Genomic DNA, 26,906 nt, shown 5'->3' with positions numbered 1-26,906 from the left:
CTGATTGCCTCAACCTAAATTAGCGCCCGTTGCCGGGCGCCGGGATTACAGTTTCTTGGCTTTCTCGATCGCTTCTTCGATGCCGCCAACCATGTAGAACGCTTGTTCTGGCAGGTGGTCGTAGTCACCGTTGAGGATGCCTTTGAAGCCAGCAATGGTGTCTTTCAGGGAAACGTATTTACCCGAAGCACCGGTGAAGACTTCAGCCACGAAGAACGGCTGCGACAAGAAGCGCTGGATCTTACGAGCACGGTTTACCAACTGCTTGTCGGCTTCCGACAGCTCGTCCATACCCAGGATCGCGATGATGTCCTTCAGCTCTTTGTAACGTTGCAGAACGTACTGAACGCCGCGAGCGGTGTCGTAGTGGTCCTGGCCGATTACGTTCGGGTCCAGCTGGCGCGAAGTCGAATCCAGTGGATCTACCGCTGGGTAGATACCCAGGGAAGCGATGTCACGGGACAGAACGACGGTGGCGTCCAAGTGGGCGAAGGTGGTCGCTGGCGACGGGTCGGTCAAGTCATCCGCAGGTACGTATACCGCTTGGATCGAAGTGATCGAACCTTCCTTGGTCGAAGTGATACGTTCTTGCAGAACGCCCATCTCTTCAGCCAGGGTCGGCTGGTAACCTACTGCCGAAGGCATACGGCCCAGCAGTGCGGATACTTCAGTACCGGCCAGGGTGTAACGATAGATGTTGTCGACGAACAGCAGAACGTCGTTACCTTCGTCACGGAACTTCTCGGCCATGGTCAGGCCGGTCAGTGCTACGCGCAGACGGTTACCCGGCGGCTCGTTCATCTGACCGTAAACCAGTGCCACTTTGTCCAGAACGTTGGAGTCCTTCATCTCGTGGTAGAAGTCGTTACCCTCACGAGTACGCTCACCCACACCGGCGAACACGGAATAACCGCTGTGCTCGATGGCGATGTTACGGATCAGTTCCATCATGTTTACGGTTTTGCCTACACCGGCACCACCGAACAGACCGACTTTACCGCCTTTGGCAAACGGGCAAACCAGGTCGATAACCTTGATGCCGGTTTCCAGCAGGTCGTTGCCGCCTGCCTGTTCAGCGAACGAAGGCGCTGGACGGTGAATGCCCCAACGCTCTTCGGTGTCGATCGGGCCAGCTTCGTCGATCGGGTTACCGAGGACGTCCATGATCCGGCCCAGGGTCGCTTTACCGACCGGTACGGAGATGGCTGCGCCAGAGTCGGTAACTTCCAGACCGCGCTTCAAGCCCTCGGTGGAACCCATCGCAATGGTGCGAACCACGCCGTCGCCCAGCTGTTGCTGAACTTCCAGAGTGGTTTCAGCCGCGCTCACTACTTTCAGCGCGTTGTAGATGCTCGGTACGCTGTCGCGTGGAAATTCCACGTCGATAACGGCGCCGATGATTTGAACGATACGTCCGCTACTCATAGCTGGATCCTCTGAATATTTGAACCGTTAAACCGCGGCAGCGCCGCCGACGATTTCCGAGATCTCTTGGGTGATCGCAGCCTGACGCGCCTTGTTGTAGATCAGCTGCAAATCGCTGATCAAATCACCGGCGTTGTCGGTAGCGTTCTTCATCGCGATCATCCGCGCAGCTTGTTCAGCCGCGTTGTTCTCGACCACCGCCTGGTAGACCTGCGACTCAACGTAGCGGACCATCAAGCCGTCAAGCAGCTCTTTGGCATCCGGTTCGTAGAGATAGTCCCAGTGGTGCTTGAGATCCTGATCCGGGGTGGCCACCAGTGGAATCAACTGCTCCACGGTAGGCTGTTGCGTCATGGTGTTGATGAACTTGTTGGACACCACGGACAGGCGGTCAATACGGCCGTCCAGGTAGGCATCCAGCATCACCTTGACGCTGCCGATCAGATCATTGATCGACGGCTCTTCACCCAAGTGGCTGATAGCTGCAACGACGTTACCGCCGAAGTTGCGGAAAAAGGCCGCACCCTTGCTACCAACAACACACAGATCAATCTCGACGCCGTTTTCGCGGTTTACCGCCATGTCCTTGACCAGGGCCTTGAACAGGTTGGTATTCAAGCCGCCGCACAGACCACGGTCACTGCTCACCACAACATAACCGACACGCTTGATAGCGCGGTCGATCATGAACGGGTGGCGGTATTCCGGGTTGGCGTTGGCCAGATGCCCAATAACCTGGCGGATACGCTCCGCATAAGGACGGCTAGCAGCCATGCGCATTTGTGCCTTGCGCATTTTGCTGACCGCCACTTTTTCCATGGCGCTGGTAATCTTTTGCGTGCTTTTGATGCTCGCAATCTTACTGCGAATCTCTTTTGCGCCTGCCATGTAACACCTATCAGGTTAGCAAGCGGGAGCCTCGCGGCTCCCGCTGCGGCTTACCAGGTTTGGGTGGCCTTGAACTTCTCGATACCGGCTTTCATGCCAGCGTCGATTTCGTCATTGAAGTCACCTTTAACGTTGATCTTGGCCATCAAATCGGCGTGATCGCGGTTGAAGAAAGCAATCAGCGCTTGTTCGAAGCTGCCGATCTTGGCGATTTCAATGTCAGTCAGGAACCCACGCTCAGCGGCATACAGCGACAGCGCCATGTCAGCGATCGACATTGGTGCGTATTGCTTCTGCTTCATCAGCTCGGTAACGCGCTGACCATGCTCAAGTTGCTTACGGGTCGCTTCGTCCAGGTCAGAAGCGAACTGGGCGAATGCCGCCAGTTCACGGTACTGAGCCAGAGCGGTACGGATACCACCGGAGAGCTTCTTGATGATCTTGGTCTGAGCGGCACCACCCACACGGGATACCGAAACACCGGCGTTCACTGCAGGGCGGATGCCCGAGTTGAACATGGCCGATTCCAGGAAGATCTGACCGTCGGTGATGGAAATCACGTTGGTCGGAACGAACGCGGAAACGTCGCCAGCCTGGGTTTCGATGATCGGCAGTGCGGTCAGGGAACCGGTTTTGCCGGTCACTGCGCCGTTGGTGAACTTCTCTACGTATTCTTCCGAAACGCGGGATGCGCGCTCCAGCAGACGGGAGTGGAGATAGAACACGTCGCCTGGGTAAGCTTCACGGCCTGGTGGACGGCGCAGCAGCAGGGAAATCTGGCGGTAAGCCACTGCTTGCTTGGACAGATCGTCATAAACGATCAGCGCGTCTTCACCGCGGTCGCGGAAGAATTCACCCATGGTGCAACCGGAGTACGGTGCCAGGAATTGCAGCGCAGGAGATTCCGAAGCACTGGCAGCCACGATGATCGTGTTGGCCAGGGCGCCGTTTTCTTCCAGCTTGCGAACCACGTTGGCGATGGTCGATTGCTTCTGACCGATAGCTACGTAGACGCAGAAAATGCCGCTGTCTTTCTGGTTGATGATCGCGTCGATCGCCAGAGCGGTTTTACCGATCTGACGGTCACCGATGATCAGCTCACGCTGGCCACGGCCGACAGGGATCATGGCATCGACAGCCTTGTAGCCAGTCTGTACAGGCTGGTCTACCGACTTACGCCAGATCACGCCCGGTGCAACTTTCTCGACCGCGTCGGTCTCGGTGTTGCCCAGTGGACCTTTGCCGTCAACAGGGTTACCCAGTGCGTCGACTACGCGACCCAGCAGTTCCTTACCAACCGGAACTTCGAGGATGCGGCCAGTGCACTTGGCGCTCATGCCTTCAGCCAGAGACTGGTAAGCGCCCAGTACAACGGCACCTACGGAGTCTTGCTCCAGGTTGAGGGCCATACCGTAGACGCCGCCCGGAAACTCGATCATCTCGCCGTACATAACGTCGGCCAGACCGTGAATCCGCACGATGCCGTCAGATACGCTGACGACAGTGCCTTCGTTACGGGCTTGGGAGGTCACATCGAGCTTGTCGATGCGGCCCTTGATAATTTCACTTATTTCGGAAGGATTGAGTTGCTGCATTGCTCTGCTGCCCCTTCAAACTCAAGATTTCAATGCTTCGGCAAGTTTCGCGATTTTGCCGCGAATCGAGCCATCGATAACCAGGTCGCCGGCGCGGATAACGACACCACCTATAAGGGCAGCATCCTCCGCAACTTGCAGGCGCACTTCCCGGTTGAGTCGTGCACTGAGAACCTTGGCGAGTTTGTCTTGCTGTTCTTGGTTCAATGCAAAAGCACTGGTCACTTCAACGTCTACCGACTTCTCTTGTTCGGCCTTGTACAGGTCGAAAAGAGCGGCAATCTCCGGCAGAAGCGGGAGACGGTCGTTTTCGGCAACGACATTGATGAAGTTCTGTGCCTTGGCATCAAACTTGTCGCCGCACACGTCAATAAACGTGGCGGCCTTTTCTGCGCTCGTCAGTCGCGGGGCCTTGAGCACGCGCTGCATGGTGTCGTCTTGCGACACCGCTGCAGCCAGGCCGAGCATGGCTGACCAATTGGCCAGTTGCTGGTGGGCCTGAGCGTGCTCGAAGGCCGCCTTAGCGTAAGGTCGGGCCAACGTGGTCAGTTCTGCCATGATCGCCCTCGCTTAGATTTCAGCAGCCAGTTGGTTAACCAGCTCTGCGTGCGCGTTTTGATCGATTGTGGCACCCAGGATCTTCTCGGCGCCGCCGACAGCCAGCAAACCCACTTGGGCGCGCAGCTTGTCCTTGACACTGTTCAGTTCCTGTTCGATCTCGGCTTGAGCCTGAACCTTCACACGGTCAGCGTCGACACGGGCCTTTTCAACGGCCTCTTCGACAATCTGGTTACCGCGTTTCTTGGCTTGCTCGATGATTTCAGCTGCCTGAGCTTTCGCTTCGCGCAGTTGCTGACCCGCTTTTTCTTGGGCCAACTCCAGGTCGCGAGCTGCACGGCTGGCAGCGTCCAGACCATCAGCGATCTTCTTTTGACGTTCGTGCAGAGCAGCGATGACCGGAGGCCATACATACTTCATGCAGAACAGTACAAAAATCAGGAACGCAACGGACTGGCCAATCAGGGTCGCATTAATGTTCACGCCAACACCTCGCAGTTACGTTGTCCATCACATCAAATTACTCGGAAGAATCCGGGTAATTAGCCAGCGATCTGACCAACGAACGGGTTCGCAAAGGTGAAGAACAGAGCGATACCAACACCGATCATGGTTACGGCGTCGAGCAGACCGGCAACGATGAACATTTTAACTTGCAGCATTGGAACCATTTCTGGCTGACGCGCTGCGCCTTCCAGGAACTTGCCGCCCAGCAGGCCGAAACCAATTGCGGTACCCAGTGCGCCCAGGCCGATCAACAGTGCAACAGCGATAGCGGTTAGACCAACTACAGTTTCCATCTTTCCTCCCGACTTTTACGTCGTATGGTTTAGGTTTTTTAGATTAAAGCGGTAAAACAAATCGTTTCAGGTGCCCTGTGAAGAGCCCCTTCCCGTTTGACCGGGAAGGACATCAGACTAGTCGAGACTGGCCTTAATGGTTTTCTTCGTGCGCCATCGACAGGTAGACGATGGTCAGCATCATGAAGATGAACGCCTGCAGCGTGATGATCAGGATGTGGAACACAGCCCACGCCCACTGCAGAACAACGCCCAGGCCGCTCAGCCAGAGCAGGCCGCTGCCGAACATCACAGCGATCAGAATGAACACCAGCTCGCCGGCATACATGTTGCCGAACAGACGCAGAGCCAGAGAGATCGGCTTGGCGATCAGGGTCACGAATTCCAGCAGGAAGTTCACCGGGATCAGCAGGGCTTGAACGAAGATGTTCTTGCTGCCGAACGGGTGCAGGGTCAGTTCGCCGATGAAGCCGCCGAAGCCCTTGACCTTGATGCTATAGAAAATGATCAATGCGAAAACCGAGAACGCCATGCCCAGAGTCGCGTTCGGGTCGGTAGTCGACACGGCGCGGAACGGGATGTGGTGGTCGCCGGTGATCAGGATGGCCAGCTGAGGAATCCAGTCGACCGGTACCAGGTCGACGGCGTTCATCAGGAACACCCAGACGAAGATGGTCAGTGCCAGCGGTGCAATCACCGGGCTACGGCCATGGAAGCTGTCTTTCACGCTGCCATCGACGAATTCGACCAATACTTCAACGAAGTTCTGCAAAGCACCCGGCTGACCCGAAGTCGCTTTCTTTGCCGCCATGCGGAAAAGAAGTACGAAGATCAGACCCAACGCGACCGACCAGCCGAGGGTATCGACGTGGAAAGCCCAGAAGCCCATTTCTTTGGCTTCTGCTGCGGTATGGGCAAAGCCCCAGCCGCCGTTAGGTAGCTGACCGAAGGTCAGGTTCTGCAAGTGGTGCTGGATATAGCCCGAAGCGGTTGTTTCTGCCATGGTTGCCTCAAACGCCCTAAGGTCTCGAAAGTCTTGTTCTCATCAGCAGGGGAGCGAACCAGCTGACCGACTGAGTCAGCACGAACGCGCCGAATACAGCTATCGGCGCCAGTGGCTTCACACCTGCAAACACCAGTGCAAAGAGCACTGCCGTCAAAATCAGTTTGCCTGCCTCGCCGGCATAAAAAGACCGGACGATGGACTGGGCTGCTCGGGCGCCGGAAAACCGAAATGCCTTGTGAGCGAAATAAACATTGGGCAGCAAGGCTATCAGGCCTCCGCAAAGTCCCGAGTATCCGGCAACGACTCCGTGCCATTGCCAGAGCGCCAAAGCGGCAATGAGCAAAATGACAAATTGAGCCATTAACACCGGAAAAACCGCCAGGCGATGGAACGGCAGGCGGTTTGGCTTGCGGGTTTCCATCACGTTTGCTCTCCAATGGTCGGCTGCCAGAATTCAATAACTTGGCATAATTTGTGCCGACAAAATGCGCGCAGAGTATAGGGGCGGTTCTGCCCCTATTCAACTGTCAGGTAGTGATTTCCGACTGCGCGCTACATGAGGAAATGTTTCAGCGGATGTGTGCGAGCACACCTTGAAGCTCATCGAGGGAGTTGTAACCGATCACCAACTGGCCCTTTCCCTTCTTCCCATGGCGAATCTGCACCGCAGAGCCTAGGCGCTCGGCCAGACGCTGTTCAAGGCGGGCGATATCCGGGTCGGGTTTGGTCGCTTCCACAGGCTCCGGTTTGCCACTCAACCACTGGCGAACCAGTGCCTCAGTTTGGCGCACGGTGAGACCGCGTGCGACAACATGTCGCGCCCCTTCCACCTGCTGATTGTCCGGCAGACCGAGCAAAGCACGGGCATGCCCCATTTCCAGGTCGCCATGGGACAGCATGGTCTTGATGACTTCCGGTAGTGCAATAAGCCGCAACAGGTTAGCCACAGTGACGCGGGACTTACCCACAGCCTCGGCGACCTGCTGCTGCGTCAGCTGGAATTCCTGCTGCAAACGCTGCAGGGCCACCGCTTCTTCGATCGGGTTGAGGTCTTCGCGCTGGATGTTCTCGATCAGCGCAATGGCGATTGCGGTTTCATCCGGCACATCGCGGACCATCGCCGGGATGGTTTCCTGCCCGGCTTGCTGACTCGCGCGCCAGCGACGTTCACCAGCGATGATCTCAAAGCGGCCACCGCCAATCGGGCGCACCACGATCGGCTGCATGACGCCTTGCGCCTTGATCGACGCTGCCAGTTCTTCCAGCGCCTGCGGATCCATGTCGCGGCGCGGCTGGTATTTGCCGCGCTGCAGCAGATCCAACGGCAAGTGCTGCAGTTCGCGGGTGTCAGCTTGCGCCGCTTGTTCTTCCAGCGCGCTGACGGTCGGACCACTCAGCAGTGCATCCAGTCCACGTCCGAGACCTCGTTTCTTGACGGCCATGGGGATTCCTTAAGTTGCCTGAGCGGCGGCGATGCGTGAGTTTTTGCGCTGACGGCGAACCATCTCGCCGGCCAGGGCCAGATAAGCCAGGGCGCCGCGCGATTGCTTGTCGTAGGCCAGCGCCGGCATGCCGTAGCTCGGCGCTTCGGCCAGGCGGATGTTGCGCGGGATCACCGTGTCGTACAGCTGATCGCCGAAGTGCTCCTTGAGCTGCGCCGAAACGTCGTTCATCAGGCTCAGGCGCGGGTCATACATGGTCCGCAGCAACCCTTCGACTTTCAGGTTCGGATTCAGCAGTTCAGCGATGCGCTTGATGTTATCCACAAGGTCGCTGAGACCTTCAAGCGCAAAGTACTCGCACTGCATGGGGATAATTACCCCGTCAGCAGCAACCAAGGCGTTCAGCGTAAGCATCGACAGCGACGGCGGGCAGTCGATCAGAATGTAATCGTAGTTTTCGCGGATTGGCGCCAGCGCGCTGCGCAGACGGCTTTCCTTCATCTGCATTTCCAGCAGCACGACTTCGGCCGCCGTCAGATCGCGGTTGGCCGGCAGCAGTTGGTAACCGCCATGTTCGGAATAGTGCATGGCCTGAGCCAGATCACATTCGCCGATCAGCAGGTCGTAGACCGAGTTTTCCAGGCCGTGTTTATCCACACCGCTACCCATGGTGGCGTTGCCCTGTGGATCGAGATCGATCAACAGCACCCGGCGCTTGGTCGCGACCAGGGATGCTGCGAGGTTGATGCAGGTGGTGGTCTTGCCCACACCACCCTTTTGGTTCGCTATCGCGAATACCTTAGCCATTCTTGCTTGTGTTCCCAATCATGCCGTGCGGCGCAGTATCAGCAGATGGCGTTGGCCTTGGCAACCGGGTACGGCCAGGGCGTGTTCGCTATCGAGTTTGAAGTCTGCCGGCAATGCTACCAGCTCATCGGCCGGATGAACGCCCTTCATTGCCAGCCAGCGTGTATCGGCGTCGCCTAAGTGGCGAGTCCAGTTGGTGAAGTTTTCCATGCTGCTGAACGCCCGGGAAATGATCCCGTTGAACGGCTGCGCAGGCTGGAACGCTTCGACACGACTGTGGATAACTTGCAGGTTATCCAGTTTAAGTTCGAGTTTGACCTGGGTCAGAAAGCGGGTTTTCTTGCCGTTGCTGTCCAGACAAGTCACTTGCGAGTCCGGATACAGGATCGCCAACGGGATTCCCGGCATGCCGCCGCCGCTACCGACGTCGAGCCAACGGCCGTTTTCGATGAACGACATCACGCTCAGGCTATCGAGCAAGTGACGCGACACCATCTCGTCCGGATCGCGTACAGCGGTCAGGTTGTAGGCCTGGTTCCATTTGATCAACAGGGCCAGATAACCCAGCAGCAATTCATGCTGGGCTTCAGTGAGGTTGACACCGAGCTCGCGGGCTCCTGTGGATAACTCTTCGGCGTGTTGCGAAGTGACCTTAGAACTCAAGCGCTTTGCTCCAACTGACGGCCCGCGCCGCGTTTTTTCAAATGAATCATCAACAGCGAAATCGCTGCCGGGGTCACACCCGGGATCCGCGAAGCCTGGCCCAGCGTCTCTGGTCGAGTCGCGCCGAGCTTGCTCTGGATCTCCTTGGAGAGACCGGAAATGTTGGTGTAATCGATATCCACAGGCAATTTCGTGTCTTCACTGGCGCGCAGACGGGCGATTTCGTCCTGTTGACGGTCGATGTAACCGGCGTATTTGGTCTTGATCTCAACCTGTTCGGCGACCTGTGGATCTTCGGCGCCATTGCCGGTCACTTCGACCAGACCAGCGTAGTCGATTTCCGGACGACTCAAGAGGTTGAGCAAGTTGTATTCGTGAGTCAGCGGCGTGCCGAATTTTTCCGCGATCGCATCGCCCTGCTGCGTATTCGGGCGAACCCAAGTGCTTTTCAGGCGCTGTTCTTCGAGTTCGATGCTTTCGCGTTTCTTGCAGAAGGCTGCCCAACGTGCGTCATCGACCAGTCCGAGCTCGCGACCTTTTTCGGTCAAACGCAGGTCGGCGTTGTCCTCGCGCAGTATCAGGCGGTACTCGGCACGGGAAGTGAACATGCGGTACGGCTCTTGGGTACCGAGGGTGATCAGGTCGTCGACCAACACACCGATGTACGCTTCATCGCGACGCGGACACCAGGCTTCTTTGCCCTTGGCGCGCAGTGCCGCGTTGGCCCCGGCCAGCAAACCCTGGGCGCCAGCTTCTTCGTAACCGGTGGTGCCGTTGATTTGTCCGGCAAAGAACAGACCGCCGATGACCTTGGTTTCGAGGCTGTACTTCAGGTCGCGCGGATCGAAGTAGTCGTACTCGATCGCATAACCCGGACGCACGATGTGCGCGTTTTCCATGCCGCGAATCGATTGCACGATCTGCAATTGCACGTCGAACGGCAGGCTTGTGGATATTCCGTTCGGGTACAGCTCATGGGTGGTCAAACCTTCCGGTTCGATAAACACCTGATGGCTTTCCTTGTCGGCAAAGCGGTGGATCTTGTCTTCGATCGACGGGCAGTAGCGCGGGCCAATGCCTTCGATCTCACCGGCAGCGGAATACATCGGCGAACGGTCGAGGTTCGCCGCGATGATTTCGTGGGTGCGGGCGTTGGTGTGAGTAATCCAGCAACTGACCTGACGTGGATGCTGTTCTTTGTTACCCATGAACGACATCACCGGGATCGGCGTATCGCCTGGTTGCTCGGTCATTACCGAGAAATCCACAGACTTGCCGTCGATACGCGGCGGTGTGCCGGTTTTCAGGCGACCGACACGCAGCGGCAGTTCACGCAGACGGTGAGCCAGTGCGATGGACGGCGGATCACCGGCACGACCGCCGGAAAAATTCTGCAAACCGATGTGGATAAGTCCGCCGAGGAACGTACCGGTGGTCAACACCACGGAATCGGCGAGAAAACGCAGACCCATTTGCGTGACAACACCACGGACTTGTTCCTGCTCGACGATCAGGTCGTCAGCAGCTTGTTGAAATATCCACAGGTTCGGCTGGTTTTCCAGAATTTCGCGGACAGCGGCTTTGTACAGAATCCGGTCAGCTTGCGCACGGGTCGCCCGTACGGCCGGGCCTTTGCGGCTGTTCAACACGCGAAACTGAATGCCACCCAAATCGGTAGCGGTGGCCATCGCGCCGCCGAGGGCATCGATTTCCTTGACCAGATGGCTTTTGCCAATGCCACCGATGGCCGGGTTGCAACTCATGGCACCGAGGGTTTCCACGTTATGCGTCAGCAACAGGGTTTTTGCACCCATACGTGCTGAGGCCAGTGCTGCCTCGGTACCGGCATGACCGCCGCCGATGACGATCACTTCAAAACGGGAAGGGAAATCCACCACGCACCTCGTGCCTGCTTAAGTAGGTAATTCAGGAATAGTTTGAGATCAGGTTTCTGAACCTGGTCGACAAGTATAGGGACTTCGCCCTTCCTAAAGAACCCTTTGCACAAAATTTAACCAGCTGTGGAGAACTCGAGGTTAAAAGAATAAAAAAGAGAGAAATTTATAAAACCTTTGTTTTTATGTTTATTTCTACTGAGGCCATTTTCTGTGGATAGATTGATACAGGCCTTTATATACAATATGTACAGAGATTCAAAACCCTGTGACCATGTGCCAATGAGGGCCTTGGATAACCGGTTTAAGCCTGTGGATTAAAGGGTTGGTTATCCACAGAGGGGGTTATGTCCAGTTTTCAGGCCCTGTTATCAACTGCCCTTAGTGGCAGTTATTCACAGGGCTTAATCCACAGAAATACGGTGAATGAAGAAATAACAGGCGCGAGAAATCCGCTCAGGGAGACGAAATCTGCCCGGCACTGGAGAAAGGTTTGAGAAAGAGGAGGCGCAGACAGGTCGCGAATGGACCTGTCTGTGGAAAGCGGAGGGTTTATTTACCGATACAGAAGCTGGAAAAGATCCGTCCCAGCAGATCATCAGAGCTGAATGCCCCGGTGATTTCCCCTAGAGAGTGCTGAGCCTGACGCAGGTCTTCGGCCAGCAACTCGCCCGCACCCGCCAGAGTCAGTTGCGCACGACCGTGTTCAAGGGCTGCACTGGCATGGCGCAACGCTTCCAGATGGCGACGACGAGCACTGAAGCTGCTTTCCGAAGTCTGCTCGTAGCCCATACAGGCCTTGAGGTGATCACGCAGGAGTTCCAGGCCATCACCTGCAGATTTGGCGCTCAGACTGATCGTCACGTGGCTATCTTCACTGACTTCCAGGGAAATGGATTCACCAGTCAGGTCTGCTTTGTTACGGATCAACGTAACCTTGGCCGGATCCGGGCGGGTTTCGAGGAATTCAGGCCACAAGGCAAACGGATCCAGTGCTTCCGGAGCGGTTGCATCGACCACCAGCAGGACGCGATCCGCTTCGCCGATGGCTTTCAATGCGCGTTCAACGCCAATCTTTTCCACCTGGTCTTCGGTATCACGCAAACCTGCGGTATCCACAACGTGCAACGGCATACCGTCGATGTGGATATGTTCACGCAAAATATCGCGGGTGGTGCCGGCAATCTCGGTGACGATCGCCGCTTCGCGACCGGCTAACGCATTCAACAGGCTGGACTTGCCGGCATTCGGACGACCGGCAATCACCACGGTCATGCCATCGCGCAACAACGCGCCCTGCCCGGCTTCGCGCAATACTGTGGATAATTCATCACGGACTTTGTCGAGCATGCTCAGCACATGGCCATCGGCGAGGAAGTCGATTTCTTCTTCCGGGAAGTCGATGGCGGCTTCGACGTAGATGCGCAGGCCGATCAACTGTTCGGTCAAGTTATGCACACGCTGGGAAAACGCGCCTTGCAAAGAACGCAGGGCATTGCGCGCCGCCTGTGCAGAACTCGCTTCGATCAAATCGGCAATCGCCTCGGCCTGGGCCAGGTCGAGTTTGTCATTGAGGAACGCGCGTTCGCTGAACTCACCCGGACGCGCCAGACGGCAGCCCAGTTCCAGGCAGCGTTTGAGCAGCATGTCCAGAACGATCGGCCCACCGTGGCCCTGCAATTCCAGAACGTCTTCGCCGGTGAACGAGTTTGGCCCCGGGAAATATAGAGCCAGACCTTCATCGAGCACTTGCTGGTCATCACTGAAAAATGGCCCGTAATGGGCGTAACGCGGTTTCAGCTCGCGGCCGCTTATAGCTTTGGCTGCAACGCTGGCCAGCGGCCCGGAAATACGAACAATGCCCACACCGCCGCGACCCTGAGCGGTGGCGACGGCGGCGATGGTTTCACGAGGTGTGCTCATAAACCGGAATCCAGACAAAAGTGGCAGATAGCAAAACGCCCCACTAGGGGGCGTTTTGAGTGGTTATCCACAGTGTAAATCAAGCGGCTGCTTTGGTAGCCCGTTCGATCTTACGTGTGATGTACCACTGTTGGGTGATGGACAGGCAGTTGTTCACAACCCAGTACAGCACCAGACCTGCAGGGAACCACAGGAAGAAGAAGGTGAAGATGATTGGCATCATTTTCATGACCTTCGCCTGCATCGGATCCGGCGGAGTCGGGTTCAGCTGCTGCTGGATGAACATGGTTGCGCCCATGATGATCGGCAGAATGAAGAACGGATCCTTGATCGACAGGTCAGTGATCCACAGCATGAACGGCGCCTGGCGCATTTCCACGCTTTCCAGCAGAACCCAGTACAGCGAAAGGAAAACCGGCATCTGCACGAGGATCGGCAAGCAGCCGCCTAGCGGATTGATCTTCTCTTTCTTGTACAGCTCCATCATGGCTTGCGACATTTTCTGCCGGTCATCGCCATGTTGCTCTTTCAGAGCAGCCAGTTTCGGCGCGACGGCACGCATGCGCGCCATCGATTTGTAGCTGGCAGCCGACAGAGGGAAGAACAGACCCTTGATCAGCATGGTCAGGAAGATGATCGACCAGCCCCAGTTACCAACGATCGCGTGGATGTGTTGCAGCAGCCAAAAGATTGGCTGGGCAATGAACCACAGAATGCCGTAGTCGACGGTCAGTTCCAGACCTGGGGACAACTCTTTCAGTACAGCCTGGCTTTTCGGACCGGCGTACAGCACAGCGCTGGTTTCAACTTTGGCACCCGGAGCAGCGGTCAGTGTAGGACCGGTGTAACCGATGATGTAGTTGCCTTTGCTGTCTTTACGGGTCTGGACGATGTTGTTTTCGCCCTTGGCCGGAATCCACGCGGTCACAAAGTAGTGTTGCAGCCAGGCTACCCAACCACCGGTGACGGTTTCTTTCAGCTGTGCCTTGTCCATGTCCTTCATGGACACTTTCTTGTACGGCTCCGAACTTGTCCACAGGGCAGCGCCCAGGTAGGTCGCGGTGCCAGTAGCAGTAGTGGACGAAGGGTCAGCGCTGTTATCACGCTTCAACTGAGCAAACATTGCGCCGTTCCAGGGCTGAGCGCTCTGGTTATCCACAATGTACGAAACGGCTACGTCATACAGGCCGCGTTTCAGGGTGAAACGCTTGATGTAGTTGACGCCGTCCTTGCTGAATTTCAGGTCGACGACCAGTTGGTCCTGACCGTCAGCCAGTTGATAAGTCTTCTTCTCCGAAGAGTAGACCGGACGACCGGCCGGATTTGCATCCGGGCCATTGGTGCCGATCAGGCCGCTTTGTGCCAGATAAACACGTTCGCCGCCGTTATCGAACAGCTGGAACGGCACATCAGGACGATCCTGACGACGTGGATACAAAGGCAAGGTCAGTTGAGCAACATCACCACCTTGTGGATCGATCGCCAGATCGAGCACGTCGGTTTTGATCTGGATCAGATCCTTGCTGGCGGCTACCGGTGTTTCGGCAGGTGCGCTGGTATCGCTAGCGGCGCGCGGAATATCGTCACTGGCGGCAGCATTATTGCCAGTGGCGGTGTCCGGCAAACCGGATGTAGTCGTACTGGAAGCAACATTCTGAGTCGGCAGGGCAGCCTGACCATAGTCCTGGTTCCATTTAAGGACCATAACGTAGGCCACGATTGCCAGGGCGACGATCAGGATCGTGCGTTTGATATCCATGATTACTCGGCCATCGAAGAAGAACGGGAGGTAGGGATAGGTGGAACCGGGTCATAACCACCGGGATTCCACGGATGACAGCGACCTAAACGACGAAAGGTCAGCCAGCCACCGCGCAGAAGGCCATGATTTTCGATGGCTTCATACGCGTAGCAGGAACAACTGGGGTAGAAACGACAGTGACTGGCCATCAAAGGACTAATGGCATAGCGATAAAACTGGATCGGAACGAGGGCCAGTTTACGCATCTGGACTGTCTACCCCTACAGTTTCGGTTTTGACTTCTGGAACTGGCTTGCTGCGTGCCAGACGCTTCCAGAGCTTGCCGAAATGCTGAATCAATTCGGGGTTTTCTACATCGCCCAGACCTTTGCGCGCGACGATAACGATGTCCCAGCCGACCAGTGAATCCTGGTGCAGACGGAACGATTCGCGCATCAAACGTTTGAGGCGATTGCGCTCAACGGAGAGCTTTACGCTCTTTTTCCCGATAACCAGCCCGAGACGGGGGTGATCAAGATCGTTGTTGCGTGCAAGGAGCAGGAGATTTTTCCCCGGAACCTTGCCGGTAGGGGAGTCAAAGACTGCCTTGAAATGCCGGGGAGTAAGCAGACGCTTTTCCCGACTGAAGTCCTGACTCACCTCCAGTACCGGATTATCAAACTGCCAGACGCGCACGACCTTTGGCGCGGCGACGCGACAGGACAGCACGGCCGTTCTTGGTAGCCATGCGAGCACGGAAACCGTGGGTACGGGCGCGTTTGATGGTGCTTGGTTGGAAAGTACGTTTCATGTCGTGTTACCTGGTTCGTCCACAACGGGCCGGAATGGCCCCCGTTTTAAGAGACCGGGGATTCTAGAGAAAGCAAGCCTTCAGGTCAATTTCCAACCAGCGTTTCCTTATAAATAGATCTCAGGGCTGTCTCTGGCTGAAAGCCTGTCTGCCAAACATAAAAATAAAGAAGGGAATTATTTAAAGCTTTTCTGTAAAGCTTATAAAAGCTAGGAATGCCTCCTTCTGTGGATAAGTGCTATCAGCCCTTATTTCGCCTGATGTACAGAGAATGACAACTACAGTGGAAAACCGTGTTCAGCCTGTGCTGCACTATCGGATAACCTGTGTGTGGAAAGGCCTGTTATCCACAGGCAGGTTATCCACCGAGTTCAGCCCCCAGTTGTCCAGTGCCCTTAGAGGCGGTTATCCACAGAGCTTATTCACGCACCGTTGGTCGCTTTTTCATCGGTTAACACATTGATAAATCATGGTCACAGGGCAACCTGCATGTGGATAAGTGGACGGCTCGCCGCTACAATGGCCGCTTGTTTTTGCCTCACCGGCTTTCAACTTAGGGGATATCCGTGTCAGTGGAACTTTGGCAGCAGTGCGTGGAGCTTTTGCGCGAGGAGCTGCCTGCCCAACAATTCAACACCTGGATCCGTCCACTACAGGTCGAAGCCGAAGGCGACGAGTTGCGCGTCTACGCACCGAACCGTTTTGTGCTGGACTGGGTCAACGAAAAGTACCTGGGCCGCGTCCTTGAACTGCTGGATGAGCATGGCAACGGCACGGCGCCGGCGCTCTCCTTATTAATAGGCAGCAAGCGCAGCTCGGCACCGCGTGCCGCACCGAATGCACCGCTGGCCGCCGCTCAGGTTTCCCAGGCTCAGGTCAATGCCGCACCTGCGAACGTGCAGGCACCGACGCAGACGCCCGCACCGACGGCCAAGCGCTCGACGCAGAAAAGCCCTGAAGTCAGCGATGAACCGTCTCGCGATAGTTTCGATCCGATGTCCGGTGCCGCTTCGCAGCAAGCCCCGGTTCGCGCCGAACAGCGCACCGTGCAGGTCGAAGGTGCGCTCAAGCACACCAGCTACCTGAACCGCACCTTCACCTTCGAAAACTTCGTCGAAGGTAAATCCAACCAGCTCGCCCGCGCGGCGGCCTGGCAAGTGGCGGACAACCCCAAGCACGGCTACAACCCACTCTTCCTTTATGGTGGCGTTGGTCTGGGTAAGACTCACTTGATGCACGCGGTGGGTAACCATCTATTAAAGAAGAACCCGAATGCCAAGGTCGTTTACCTGCATTCCGAGCGTTTCGTGGCCGACATGGTCAAGGCACTGCAACTGAACGCGATCAACGAGTTCAAGCGTTTCTACCGTTCGGTGGATGCCTTGCTGATCGACGACATTCAGTTCTTCGCCCGCAAAGAGCGCTCGCAGGAAGAGTTTTTCCACACCTTCAACGCCCTGCTTGAAGGTGGCCAGCAGGTCATTCTTACCAGTGACCGCTACCCGAAAGAAATCGAAGGCCTTGAAGAACGCCTCAAATCCCGCTTCGGCTGGGGCCTGACGGTTGCCGTCGAGCCGCCGGAACTGGAAACCCGCGTGGCTATCTTGATGAAGAAGGCCGACCAGGCCAAAGTCGAGTTACCGCATGACGCCGCGTTCTTCATTGCCCAGCGCATTCGCTCCAACGTCCGTGAGCTGGAAGGTGCGCTGAAACGCGTGATCGCCCACTCGCACTTCATGGGCCGCGACATCACCATCGAGCTGATTCGCGAATCCCTGAAAGACCTGTTGGCGTTGCAGGACAAACTGGTCTCTGTGGATAACATTCAGCGCACCGTCGCCGAGTACTACAAGATCAAGATCTCGGATCTGCTGTCCAAGCGCCGTTCGCGCTCGGTGGCTCGTCCGCGTCAGGTCGCCATGGCCTTGTCCAAGGAACTGACCAACCACAGCCTGCCGGAAATCGGCGATGTGTTCGGCGGCCGCGACCACACCACGGTGTTGCACGCCTGTCGAAAGATCAACGAACTTAAGGAATCCGACGCGGACATCCGCGAGGACTACAAGAACCTGCTGCGTACACTGACCACTTGATGAACACCAGCGCAGCTTATTAAGGCAAGGGACTAGACCATGCATTTCACCATTCAACGCGAAGCCCTGTTGAAACCCCTGCAACTGGTCGCAGGCGTCGTCGAGCGCCGACAGACCTTGCCGGTACTCTCCAACGTGCTGCTGGTTGTCGAAGGCCAGCAACTGTCGCTGACCGGTACCGACCTCGAGGTCGAGCTGGTCGGTCGTGTGCAACTTGAAGAGCCGGCTGAAACAGGTTCCATCACCGTGCCTGCGCGCAAGCTGATGGATATCTGCAAAAGCCTGCCCAACGACGCGCTGATCGACATCAAGGTCGACGAGCAGAAGCTGGTGGTGAAGGCTGGCCGTAGCCGCTTCACCCTGTCGACTCTGCCGGCCAACGATTTCCCGACCGTTGAAGAAGGTCCGGGCTCGCTGACTTGCAGTCTTGAACAAAGCAAACTGCGTCGCCTGATCGAACGCACAAGCTTCGCCATGGCCCAGCAGGACGTGCGTTATTACCTCAATGGCATGCTGCTGGAAGTGTCCGAAGGCATCATCCGCGCTGTGGCCACCGACGGTCACCGTCTGGCCATGTGCTCGATGAAGGCCGATATCGGCCAGCCAGATCGCCATCAGGTGATCGTGCCGCGCAAAGGTATTCTGGAACTGGCGCGTCTGCTCACCGAGCCGGACGGCAATGTCAGCATCGTGCTGGGTCAACATCACATCCGCGCCACCACCGGCGAATTCACCTTCACCTCGAAACTGGTTGACGGCAAGTTCCCGGACTACGAGCGCGTTCTGCCAAAGGGCGGCGACAAGCTGGTATTGGGCGATCGCCAGGCCTTGCGTGAAGCGTTCAGCCGTACCGCGATTCTGTCCAACGAGAAGTACCGTGGTATCCGTCTGCAACTGGCCAGCGGTCAGTTGAAGATCCAGGCCAACAACCCGGAACAGGAAGAAGCGGAAGAGGAAGTGGGCGTTGAATACAACGGCGGCTCTCTGGAAATCGGCTTCAACGTGAGCTATTTGCTCGACGTGCTGGGCGTGATGACCACCGAGCAGGTTCGTCTGATCCTGTCCGACTCCAACAGCAGTGCACTGGTGCAAGAGTCCGACAACGACGATTCGGCTTACGTTGTCATGCCGATGCGTCTGTAATCAGCTGACCCTGGATGTCCTTAAGTCGTGTTTCGGTCACCGCGGTGCGCAATCTGCACCCGGTGACCTTCTCCCCCTCCCCCCGCATCAACATTCTTTACGGCGCCAACGGCAGCGGCAAAACCAGTGTTCTGGAAGCCATTCATCTGCTGGGGCTTGCCCGTTCGTTTCGTAGCACGCGGCTGTTGCCGGTCATTCAGTACGAGCAACTCGCCTGCACCGTGTTCGGTCAGGTCGAATTGGCTGAGGGTGGGCACAGTGCGTTGGGGATCTCGCGCGATCGTCAGGGCGAGTTCCAGATCCGCATCGACGGCCAGAACGCCCGCAGTGCTGCGCAGCTGGCGGAGATCCTGCCGCTGCAGTTGATCAACCCCGACAGCTTCCGCTTGCTTGAAGGTGCGCCGAAGATTCGTCGACAGTTTCTCGACTGGGGCGTGTTCCACGTCGAGCCGCGCTTTATGGCCACCTGGCAGCGGTTGCAGAAGGCCCTGCGCCAGAGAAACTCTTGGCTGCGACATGGTACACTTGACGCCGTTTCGCAAGCGGTTTGGGACAGGGAACTGTGCCAGGCCAGCGCTGAAATCGATGAATACCGCCGCGCCTACATCAAAGCCTTGAAACCAGTCTTTGAACAAACCTTGAGCGAACTGGTTGAGCTTGAAGGTTTGACGCTCAGCTATTACCGAGGCTGGGACAAAGACCGGGAATTGAGCGCTGTACTGGCTGGATCCGTGCAACGGGATCAGCAAATGGGTCATACCCAGGCCGGACCGCAACGAGCTGATTTGCGTCTTAGATTGGGCGCTCACAACGCCGCGGACATATTGTCCCGGGGTCAGCAGAAGTTAGTGGTCTGTGCACTACGGATTGCCCAAGGGCATTTGGTCAGCCAGGCCCGTCGCGGTCAGTGTATTTATCTGGTGGATGACTTGCCGTCCGAGCTGGACGAGGGCCATCGTCGCGCGCTGTGCCGTTTGCTGGAAGACTTACGCTGCCAGGTGTTCATCACCTGTGTAGATCACGAATTATTGAGGGAAGGCTGGCAGACGGAAACGCCAGTCGCTCTGTTCCACGTGGAACAGGGCCGTATCACCCAGACCCACGACCATCGGGAGTGAAGGCATTGAGCGAAGAAAATACGTACGACTCAACGAGCATTAAAGTGCTGAAAGGCCTGGATGCCGTACGCAAACGTCCCGGTATGTACATTGGTGACACTGACGATGGCAGCGGTCTGCACCACATGGTGTTCGAGGTGGTCGACAACTCGATCGACGAAGCCCTCGCCGGCCACTGCGACGACATCAGCATCATCATCCACCCGGATGAGTCCATCACCGTTAAAGACAACGGCCGTGGCATCCCGGTAGACGTGCACAAAGAGGAAGGCGTTTCCGCCGCCGAGGTCATCATGACCGTCCTCCACGCTGGCGGTAAGTTCGACGACAACTCCTACAAGGTCTCCGGCGGTCTGCACGGCGTAGGTGTATCGGTAGTGAACGCACTGTCCGAAGAACTGGTCCTGACCGTTCGCCGCAGCGGCAAGATCTGGGAACAGACCTACGTCCACGGCGTACCTCAGGCACCGATGGCCATCGTTGGCGACAGCGAAACCACCGGTACCCAGATCCACTTCAAGGCTTCCAGCGAAACCTTCAAGAACATTCACTTCAGCTGGGACATCTTGGCCAAGCGCATTCGTGAACTGTCCTTCCTCAACTCCGGTGTCGGCATCGTCCTCAAGGATGAGCGCAGCGGCAAGGAAGAGCTGTTCAAATACGAAGGTGGCCTGCGTGCGTTCGTTGAATACCTGAACACCAACAAGACTGCGGTCAACCAGGTGTTCCACTTCAACATCCAGCGTGAAGACGGCATCGGCGTGGAAATCGCCCTGCAGTGGAACGACAGCTTCAACGAGAACCTGTTGTGCTTCACCAACAACATTCCGCAGCGCGACGGCGGTACCCACCTGGTGGGCTTCCGCTCGGCCCTGACGCGTAACCTGAACAACTACATCGAGCAGGAAGGTCTGGCGAAGAAGCACAAAGTCGCCACCACCGGCGACGATGCCCGTGAAGGCCTGACCGCGATCATTTCGGTGAAAGTGCCGGATCCGAAGTTCAGCTCGCAGACCAAAGACAAGCTGGTGTCTTCCGAAGTGAAGACTGCGGTCGAGCAGGAGATGGGCAAGTACTTCTCCGACTTCCTCCTGGAAAACCCGAACGAAGCCAAGCTGGTCGTCGGCAAGATGATCGACGCCGCCCGTGCCCGTGAAGCTGCGCGCAAGGCCCGTGAGATGACCCGCCGCAAAGGCGCGCTGGACATTGCCGGTCTGCCAGGCAAGCTCGCTGACTGCCAGGAAAAAGACCCGGCACTCTCCGAACTGTACCTCGTGGAAGGTGACTCCGCGGGCGGCTCTGCCAAGCAGGGACGTAACCGCAAGACCCAGGCGATCCTGCCGTTGAAGGGCAAGATCCTCAACGTCGAGAAAGCGCGTTTCGACAAGATGATCTCTTCCCAGGAAGTGGGCACCTTGATCACCGCGCTGGGCTGCGGCATCGGTCGCGACGAATACAACATCGACAAGCTGCGTTATCACAACATCATCATCATGACCGATGCTGACGTCGACGGTTCGCACATCCGTACCCTGCTGCTGACCTTCTTCTTCCGTCAGTTGCCGGAGCTGATCGAGCGCGGCTACATCTACATCGCCCAGCCGCCGCTGTACAAGGTCAAGAAAGGCAAGCAAGAGCAATACATCAAAGACGACGACGCCATGGAAGAGTACATGACGCAGTCGGCTCTGGAAGATGCCAGCCTGCACCTGAACGAAGAGGCCCCAGGCATTTCCGGTGAAGCTTTGGAGCGTCTGGTAAACGACTTCCGCATGGTGATGAAGACCCTCAAGCGCCTGTCGCGCCTGTACCCGCAAGAGCTGACCGAGCACTTCATCTACCTGCCGGCCGTGAGCCTGGAAATGCTTGGCGACCACGCCAAGATGCAGGACTGGCTGGCCCAGTACGAAGTCCGTCTGCGCACCGTCGAGAAGTCCGGTCTGGTCTACAAGGCCAGCCTGCGTGAAGACCGTGAACGTGGTGTATGGCTGCCGGAGGTCGAACTGATCTCCCACGGCCTGTCGAACTACGTCACCTTCAACCGCGACTTCTTCGGCAGCAACGACTACAAAACCGTCGTCACCCTTGGCGCTCAACTGAGCACCCTGCTCGACGACGGCGCGTACATCCAGCGTGGCGAGCGCAAGAAGGCAGTCACCGAGTTCAAGGAAGCCCTCGACTGGCTGATGGCGGAAAGCACCAAGCGCCACACCATTCAGCGATACAAAGGTCTGGGCGAAATGAACCCGGATCAGCTGTGGGAAACCACCATGGACCCAAGCGTGCGCCGCATGCTGAAAGTCACCATCGAAGACGCCATTGGCGCAGACCAGATCTTCAACACCCTGATGGGTGATGCGGTCGAACCTCGCCGTGACTTCATCGAGAGCAATGCGCTGGCGGTTTCGAACCTAGACTTTTAAATGCTATTTTTTGTAGATTCAGATAAACCCGGCCTCTGGCCGGGTTTTTTATTTAAAATCAGCAGCTTATAAAAATAATATATTTTTTAATAACTTTTAATTATAAAAAACAATTCGGAAATTTCGAAATTTGATGTAGGAAAAGGAGTTTATGGCCGAAAAATGCTGTCCATCTCATTGCTTCAGCGTTATTAGTAACTAATATGATTGGCAAAGGACTGGTTGATTTTGCTTTCTCGGGCAGTAGAATAAGCCGCCTTGTCCACCAGATACGGACACAAGAGAGGGGATTATGAAAAATACAGAAAAATTAGACCGAAATTTAGCTCAATTGAAATTGAGCGAGAATTTTTCTGTTGTTGTAAATGCGGAAGCTTTCGCTGAAAGAAGAAAAGAAGAAGAACATAGGAAAGCGTTGCAAAAAATATTATCGAGAGCTGCTAAAAGCGATTGGTAATTATCTATTTTATAAGGAGATAAGGATGTCTGCGGGCCAACTTGCAAATGTTTCCCCCGCGAATGATGGTGATCAGGACTCAGAAAGAGATATTACGAAAAGAATTCAATCTCGGCAGACGAAAGAAATTATAGTTGGTGTCTGTGGCGCTGTCGGATGTAACCTTTCTGACGTAATTAGAGAAGTGTCCTCCCAGTTTGAAAATTTTGGTTATGCAGTACGATATATAAAAATCAGCGACATTATAAAGGAGTATTTCTCCAAAAAACCTCTTCCCAAAAAACATGAAACTAAAAATATTTATCAGCTTGAGGGGGCTGAAAGGTATGATGTTCTTCAAGATTTGGGTAATGAAATTAGAGAGTCTGTCAACCCTAAAGCCCTTGCTATACAAGCGATCAAAAAAATATCTATTGAGCGAGAGTTACAGAAACAAGTCAATAATGAGGAAGACCCACCTAGAACGGTTTACATAGTAGATCAGCTAAAAAACCCTGCGGAGGCAGATCTTTTTAAGCAAGTTTATAAAAGTATATTTTATCTGGTAGGTGTACTTAGCCCACAACAAACTCGACTTCGTAATTTACAGCAAGAAGGGATTAGCCCGACTTCTGCGTTAGCTTTAGTCGAAAGAGATAGAAACGAAAATTCTAAGTACGGTCAAAAATTAGAAAAAACAATACAACGCTCTGATTATTTCATTCGATATAATCTAGATAGCGTTGCTAATTTAACCAAGCCATGTTCAAGATTTGTAGGATTAGTTCACGGTAAGAATGGACTAACTCCAACAAAGGATGAGTCGGGAATGTATGCTGCTTTCTCCGCCTCACTGAAGTCTGCCTGTCTGAGTCGACAAGTTGGAGCCGCGATCTCAGATAAAAATGGAAACGTACTTTCATTGGGTTGGAATGATGTGCCTAAAGCGCATGGAGGGCTTTACAGTTCTGATGACGAGGTTAATGATCAACGGTGTATTCATCATGGGCGTAAATGTTATAACGATGATTACAAGGGGCGATTAGTAAAAAATATAATCGACATTATCGGTCGTGAAGTTAGTATATCAGAGGCCAATGCCAGTCACATTGCAGAGCTGATACAAGAAGAGACAAGAGCAGGTTCTATTATAGAATACTCCAGAGCGATCCATGCAGAAATGGAAGCGATTTTGGCTTTGGCTAGAAAACAAAATGCATCTTCAGAAAATTGTACTCTCTATACCACCACGTATCCCTGTCACAATTGTGCTAGGCATATTATCGCAGCAGGTATTAGTAGAGTTGTTTTTATAGAACCTTATGAGAAAAGTTTAGCAATGGAACTGCATTCTGACGCGATATCGTCAGAGCAAATTGTTGACGGAAAAGTTATTTTTGAGAGTTTTGATGGTGTTTCACCTCGTCAGTATTCTAGCTTTTTCTCAGATAAGGGAAAAAGGAAGGATGAGAATGGCCAAGCTATTGATATTGTCAACCGTACAGCATCTCAAATCTCTGTAGAGTTACTTGAATCATATATTGATGTAGAGGCTAAGGTGGTAGAACAGGCAGTTGAGCAATTCTCTTAACATCTGAGAACCGCTCAACTAGATTTCGAGTTTAAGAGACTTGCAACACTCTCCAACCGATACCCATACCCATAAATCGTCAGCAACTGCCACCCTCGATCCGCCGTCAGCCCGAGCTTGTTCCGCAACCGGTAGATATGCGTATCCAACGGTCGCGACGACGCCATCTCTTCATGCGGCCAAAACCGCTCATATAGATAATCCCGCGACAACGGCCGGCCCAGATTGCTGAACAGACACCGCGCCAGCCGATATTCACGCTCGGTCATGACGATCGGCTTTCCCTCCCGGGTAACGGTCAGCTCTGCATCATCAAACGTCAGGTCATTGAAGCTCAGCGCTTCCGTCGCCGTGCTGCGTGGCTGGCTATGCCGACGTAGTACTGCGGCGACTCGGGCTTTCAGTTCATTGGCGCGGAACGGTTTACTTACATAATCGTCGGCCCCGGCATTCAACGCCTGGACGATATCGTTCTCGCCATCACGACTGGTGAGCATGATCGCCGCCGGCGGTGCTTCCATGTGTTCGCGAGTCCAGCGCAGCAGGGCCAGGCCGGTCAGGTCTGGCAGTTGCCAGTCGAGGATCAGCAGGTCGAAGGTTTCCCGGCGCAACTGGCGCAGCAAGTCTTCGCCACGCTCGAAGCTGTGCAGCGACCATGGCTGATCGCCGGCATCGGCCATTTGCTGCAGGGTTTGCTCGACCCGGCGCAGTTCGGCGGGTTCGTCGTCCAGAATCGCAACGCGCATTCGCGGTTATTCCTTGTTGCTGGGGCAGTTGGCGGACAACCATAGTCGCTCGGCCCAAGCTGTGAAAGTAAGCGGCCCGCCGTTGGTCGACGTCCGCTATGATTCTTCGGGTCTACGTCTCAGACCTGTGGCCCATGAAACCATTCACACTGCCCTGCCCTTTTTCCCCATGAACAATCAGCGTCGGCGTGAAAGCCGTGAACCGAGCCAGGTGCAGCGATTGTTTCGACAGTTGGTGCGCGAATGGTTGTGGATAAGTCTAGTGCTGTTGCCGCTGACTGCGCTGCTGTCTTATCGCGCGCAGATTAACCTGCACGATGCGTCTGCCGCCAAAGGCGCCCTGTTGTCGGTCGCCTTGGTGGCCGGCAGTCTTGGGCTGCTGTTGTGGCGCCCGCGCTGGGCGCTCTGGGTCACGTTGATCAGCATGGCGTGCGCGTTGCTGACCAGTGCAGGTTTAGCAGAAACGCGCCGCTGGTGGTCGCCGACGCCAGCCGTGTTGGGGATGTTGTTCGGTTATCTGATCTGGAACTGGCGGCGCCTGAGCGTAGTGCTGACTTATTTCGGCTGGGAGCTGGCACGACTGGACAGCGAGCCGAAGGTTTTCCCCGAACGCCGTCGCTCGCAATTCACCGGTGCTGATCGCTTGCAGGGGCAGATCATGGCGCTGGAACAGGCTATGAGTCGCACCCGTGATACCCGGCGCTTTATTGCCGACGGTCTGGAGTACTTGCCCGTCGCCACACTGATCAGCGATCCCAAAGGCCAGATCCTGCTGGGCAATCGCAAGGCTCGCCAGCTATTCGATCACAATCTGGTGGGGGACGACGTCCTCGATCAACTGGCCAGCCTCGGTTACCCGGAGTTGTCCACAGAGTTGCGCCCGTCACTGTCGGCCATTCCGCTGTTGGAGTTTCGCGATCACAAGGAACGCAGCCTGCGCCTGGAGCGTGCCGCCCTGCTGCCGGTGGACGGAGACACGCCGATTGGTTGGCTGCTCAGCCTCACCGATCTCAGCGCCGAACGTGCCGCCGAGGAACAACGCGGGGTATTGCTGCGCTTTCTTTCCCACGACTTGCGTGCCCCGCATTCGGCGATCCTCGCCCTGCTCGATGTTCACCGCCATCAGGCCGGGGCGGACTCGCCGTTATTCGAACAGATTGAGCGGCAGGTGCGTCGCGCGCTGGATCTCACCGATGGTTTCGTCTTGCTGGCGCGGGCCGAGTCCGAAGCCTATCAGTTCCAGCCGAGCCTGTTCGCTATGTTGGTGCTGGACGTGCTGGATCAGGCCTTGCCCATCGCCCAGCAGAAACGCATCGAACTGCTGCACGACATGGATGAGCAATCCCAAGAGCGCCTGATCATGGCTGACCAGGGATTGCTGACGCGTGCGCTGTTCAACCTGCTGGAGAATGCGATCAAGTACAGCCCCGCAGATACCACGATTGAACTACGAGTCAGTTGCCAAGGAGAGTGGCTACGTTGCGAACTGACCGATCAAGGCAAAGGCATCGCCGAACAAGAGTTGCCCGACCTGTTCAGTCAGTACCGACGTTTTTCCTCCGCACAAGGCATCGACGGCGTTGGCCTGGGCTTGTCGATGGTCAAAGCGGTGGTTGATCACCACGGCGGCAAAATCTCGTGCCACAGCATGGTCGATCAAGGCACCACATTTCTTTTCGAATTACCGTTGATCGCCGAGTGAACAGGCACAAAAAAACCGGCTATATCAGCCGGTCTTTTTACATCCGAAAAAAACTTATGCACGTTTTACGGTGTTTTATGAGCTTGAGAAATATATAAGT

At 55.7% G+C, this 26,906-nt stretch carries 25 protein-coding genes; 7 read left to right on the top strand and 18 right to left on the bottom strand.

All coding sequences use genetic code 11. The annotated features are described in order from the left end of the window. Positions 1-45 precede the first annotated feature (45 nt). The 17 genes from atpD to rpmH all read right to left on the bottom strand — a co-directional run bounded on the left by atpD (position 46) and on the right by rpmH (position 15,554). Entirely contained in the window at positions 46-1,425 is a 1,380-nt protein-coding gene (gene atpD / locus BMY54_RS00695; RefSeq protein ID WP_007911961.1) for a F0F1 ATP synthase subunit beta, read from the bottom strand. A 27-nt stretch (positions 1,426-1,452) separates the two neighbouring features. After that, complete coding sequence (atpG, locus tag BMY54_RS00690) at positions 1,453-2,313, bottom strand: F0F1 ATP synthase subunit gamma (protein WP_008084419.1); 861 nt, start codon at positions 2,311-2,313, stop codon at positions 1,453-1,455. Positions 2,314-2,363: 50 nt separating this feature from the next. Continuing rightward, complete coding sequence (atpA, locus tag BMY54_RS00685) at positions 2,364-3,908, bottom strand: F0F1 ATP synthase subunit alpha (protein WP_016984064.1); 1,545 nt, start codon at positions 3,906-3,908, stop codon at positions 2,364-2,366. A gap of 21 nt (positions 3,909-3,929) precedes the next feature. Further along, positions 3,930-4,466 carry a F0F1 ATP synthase subunit delta gene (locus tag BMY54_RS00680; RefSeq protein ID WP_007911956.1) on the bottom strand — a complete coding sequence of 179 codons (537 nt, stop codon included), beginning with the start codon at positions 4,464-4,466 and terminating at the stop codon, positions 3,930-3,932. Between the two features lie 12 nt (positions 4,467-4,478). After that, a complete protein-coding gene (locus BMY54_RS00675; protein WP_003229781.1) occupies positions 4,479-4,949 on the bottom strand; it encodes a F0F1 ATP synthase subunit B in 471 nt (156 codons plus the stop codon). A gap of 59 nt (positions 4,950-5,008) precedes the next feature. Then, positions 5,009-5,266 (bottom strand): F0F1 ATP synthase subunit C, encoded by a 258-nt coding sequence (gene atpE / locus BMY54_RS00670; RefSeq protein WP_003097235.1) that lies wholly within the window; start codon positions 5,264-5,266, stop codon positions 5,009-5,011. A gap of 133 nt (positions 5,267-5,399) precedes the next feature. Then, on the bottom strand, positions 5,400-6,269 hold the full coding sequence (atpB, locus tag BMY54_RS00665) for a F0F1 ATP synthase subunit A (RefSeq protein ID WP_093429553.1): 870 nt from the start codon (positions 6,267-6,269) through the stop codon (positions 5,400-5,402). Between the two features lie 16 nt (positions 6,270-6,285). After that, entirely contained in the window at positions 6,286-6,693 is a 408-nt protein-coding gene (locus tag BMY54_RS00660; RefSeq protein ID WP_003229783.1) for a F0F1 ATP synthase subunit I, read from the bottom strand. Positions 6,694-6,841: 148 nt separating this feature from the next. Next, on the bottom strand, positions 6,842-7,714 hold the full coding sequence (locus BMY54_RS00655; RefSeq protein ID WP_034152184.1) for a ParB/RepB/Spo0J family partition protein: 873 nt from the start codon (positions 7,712-7,714) through the stop codon (positions 6,842-6,844). 9 nt (positions 7,715-7,723) lie between these two features. After that, on the bottom strand, positions 7,724-8,521 hold the full coding sequence (locus BMY54_RS00650; RefSeq protein WP_008084406.1) for a ParA family protein: 798 nt from the start codon (positions 8,519-8,521) through the stop codon (positions 7,724-7,726). A gap of 18 nt (positions 8,522-8,539) precedes the next feature. Further along, complete coding sequence (rsmG, locus tag BMY54_RS00645; protein WP_038359549.1) at positions 8,540-9,184, bottom strand: 16S rRNA (guanine(527)-N(7))-methyltransferase RsmG; 645 nt, start codon at positions 9,182-9,184, stop codon at positions 8,540-8,542. Next, complete coding sequence (mnmG, locus tag BMY54_RS00640; protein WP_093429552.1) at positions 9,181-11,079, bottom strand: tRNA uridine-5-carboxymethylaminomethyl(34) synthesis enzyme MnmG; 1,899 nt, start codon at positions 11,077-11,079, stop codon at positions 9,181-9,183. Before mnmG ends, rsmG begins: the two co-directional genes overlap by 4 nt. A gap of 552 nt (positions 11,080-11,631) precedes the next feature. Then, entirely contained in the window at positions 11,632-13,002 is a 1,371-nt protein-coding gene (gene mnmE / locus BMY54_RS00630; protein ID WP_093429551.1) for a tRNA uridine-5-carboxymethylaminomethyl(34) synthesis GTPase MnmE, read from the bottom strand. Between the two features lie 79 nt (positions 13,003-13,081). Continuing rightward, positions 13,082-14,761: a membrane protein insertase YidC gene (yidC, locus tag BMY54_RS00625; RefSeq protein WP_064389679.1), complete on the bottom strand. Its 1,680-nt coding sequence runs from the start codon at positions 14,759-14,761 to the stop codon at positions 13,082-13,084. 2 nt (positions 14,762-14,763) lie between these two features. After that, the gene (gene yidD / locus BMY54_RS00620; RefSeq protein WP_010465488.1) at positions 14,764-15,009 is read right to left on the bottom strand and encodes a membrane protein insertion efficiency factor YidD; all 246 of its coding nucleotides are present in this window, start codon (positions 15,007-15,009) and stop codon (positions 14,764-14,766) included. Further along, on the bottom strand, positions 15,002-15,403 hold the full coding sequence (gene rnpA, locus BMY54_RS00615) for a ribonuclease P protein component (protein ID WP_042704971.1): 402 nt from the start codon (positions 15,401-15,403) through the stop codon (positions 15,002-15,004). The genes yidD and rnpA overlap by 8 nt, the downstream gene beginning before the upstream one ends. A 16-nt stretch (positions 15,404-15,419) precedes the next feature. Beyond that, positions 15,420-15,554, bottom strand: coding sequence for a 50S ribosomal protein L34 (rpmH, locus tag BMY54_RS00610; protein ID WP_003213577.1), 135 nt, complete (start codon positions 15,552-15,554; stop codon positions 15,420-15,422). A 566-nt stretch (positions 15,555-16,120) separates the two neighbouring features. On the opposite strand from rpmH, the gene dnaA reads away from it, so the two are divergent. The 6 genes from dnaA to BMY54_RS00585 all read left to right on the top strand — a co-directional run bounded on the left by dnaA (position 16,121) and on the right by BMY54_RS00585 (position 24,358). After that, positions 16,121-17,647 (top strand): chromosomal replication initiator protein DnaA, encoded by a 1,527-nt coding sequence (gene dnaA / locus BMY54_RS00605; RefSeq protein ID WP_093429550.1) that lies wholly within the window; start codon positions 16,121-16,123, stop codon positions 17,645-17,647. 39 nt (positions 17,648-17,686) lie between these two features. After that, positions 17,687-18,790 carry a DNA polymerase III subunit beta gene (dnaN, locus tag BMY54_RS00600; RefSeq protein ID WP_007911887.1) on the top strand — a complete coding sequence of 368 codons (1,104 nt, stop codon included), beginning with the start codon at positions 17,687-17,689 and terminating at the stop codon, positions 18,788-18,790. Between the two features lie 14 nt (positions 18,791-18,804). After that, positions 18,805-19,908: a DNA replication/repair protein RecF gene (gene recF / locus BMY54_RS00595; RefSeq protein WP_038359568.1), complete on the top strand. Its 1,104-nt coding sequence runs from the start codon at positions 18,805-18,807 to the stop codon at positions 19,906-19,908. Between the two features lie 5 nt (positions 19,909-19,913). Beyond that, the gene (gene gyrB, locus BMY54_RS00590) at positions 19,914-22,331 is read left to right on the top strand and encodes a DNA topoisomerase (ATP-hydrolyzing) subunit B (RefSeq protein WP_093429549.1); all 2,418 of its coding nucleotides are present in this window, start codon (positions 19,914-19,916) and stop codon (positions 22,329-22,331) included. A gap of 292 nt (positions 22,332-22,623) precedes the next feature. Next, positions 22,624-22,788: a hypothetical protein gene (locus BMY54_RS30530; protein WP_175559538.1), complete on the top strand. Its 165-nt coding sequence runs from the start codon at positions 22,624-22,626 to the stop codon at positions 22,786-22,788. 25 nt (positions 22,789-22,813) lie between these two features. Continuing rightward, positions 22,814-24,358, top strand: a complete 1,545-nt coding sequence (locus BMY54_RS00585) for an anti-phage dCTP deaminase (RefSeq protein ID WP_093429964.1) — start codon at positions 22,814-22,816, stop codon at positions 24,356-24,358. Positions 24,359-24,372: 14 nt separating this feature from the next. On the opposite strand, the gene BMY54_RS00580 is transcribed toward BMY54_RS00585, so the two are convergent. Continuing rightward, positions 24,373-25,104, bottom strand: a complete 732-nt coding sequence (locus BMY54_RS00580) for a response regulator transcription factor (RefSeq protein WP_093429548.1) — start codon at positions 25,102-25,104, stop codon at positions 24,373-24,375. Between the two features lie 169 nt (positions 25,105-25,273). On the opposite strand from BMY54_RS00580, the gene BMY54_RS00575 reads away from it, so the two are divergent. Further along, positions 25,274-26,806 carry a sensor histidine kinase gene (locus tag BMY54_RS00575; protein ID WP_093429547.1) on the top strand — a complete coding sequence of 511 codons (1,533 nt, stop codon included), beginning with the start codon at positions 25,274-25,276 and terminating at the stop codon, positions 26,804-26,806. Positions 26,807-26,906: the final 100 nt, after the last annotated feature.

The sequence above is a fragment of the Pseudomonas sp. ok266 genome (assembly GCF_900110195.1).
GTDB classification, from domain to species: domain Bacteria; phylum Pseudomonadota; class Gammaproteobacteria; order Pseudomonadales; family Pseudomonadaceae; genus Aquipseudomonas; species Aquipseudomonas neuropathica.
This window is presented reverse-complemented; position numbering and strand designations above follow the sequence as displayed.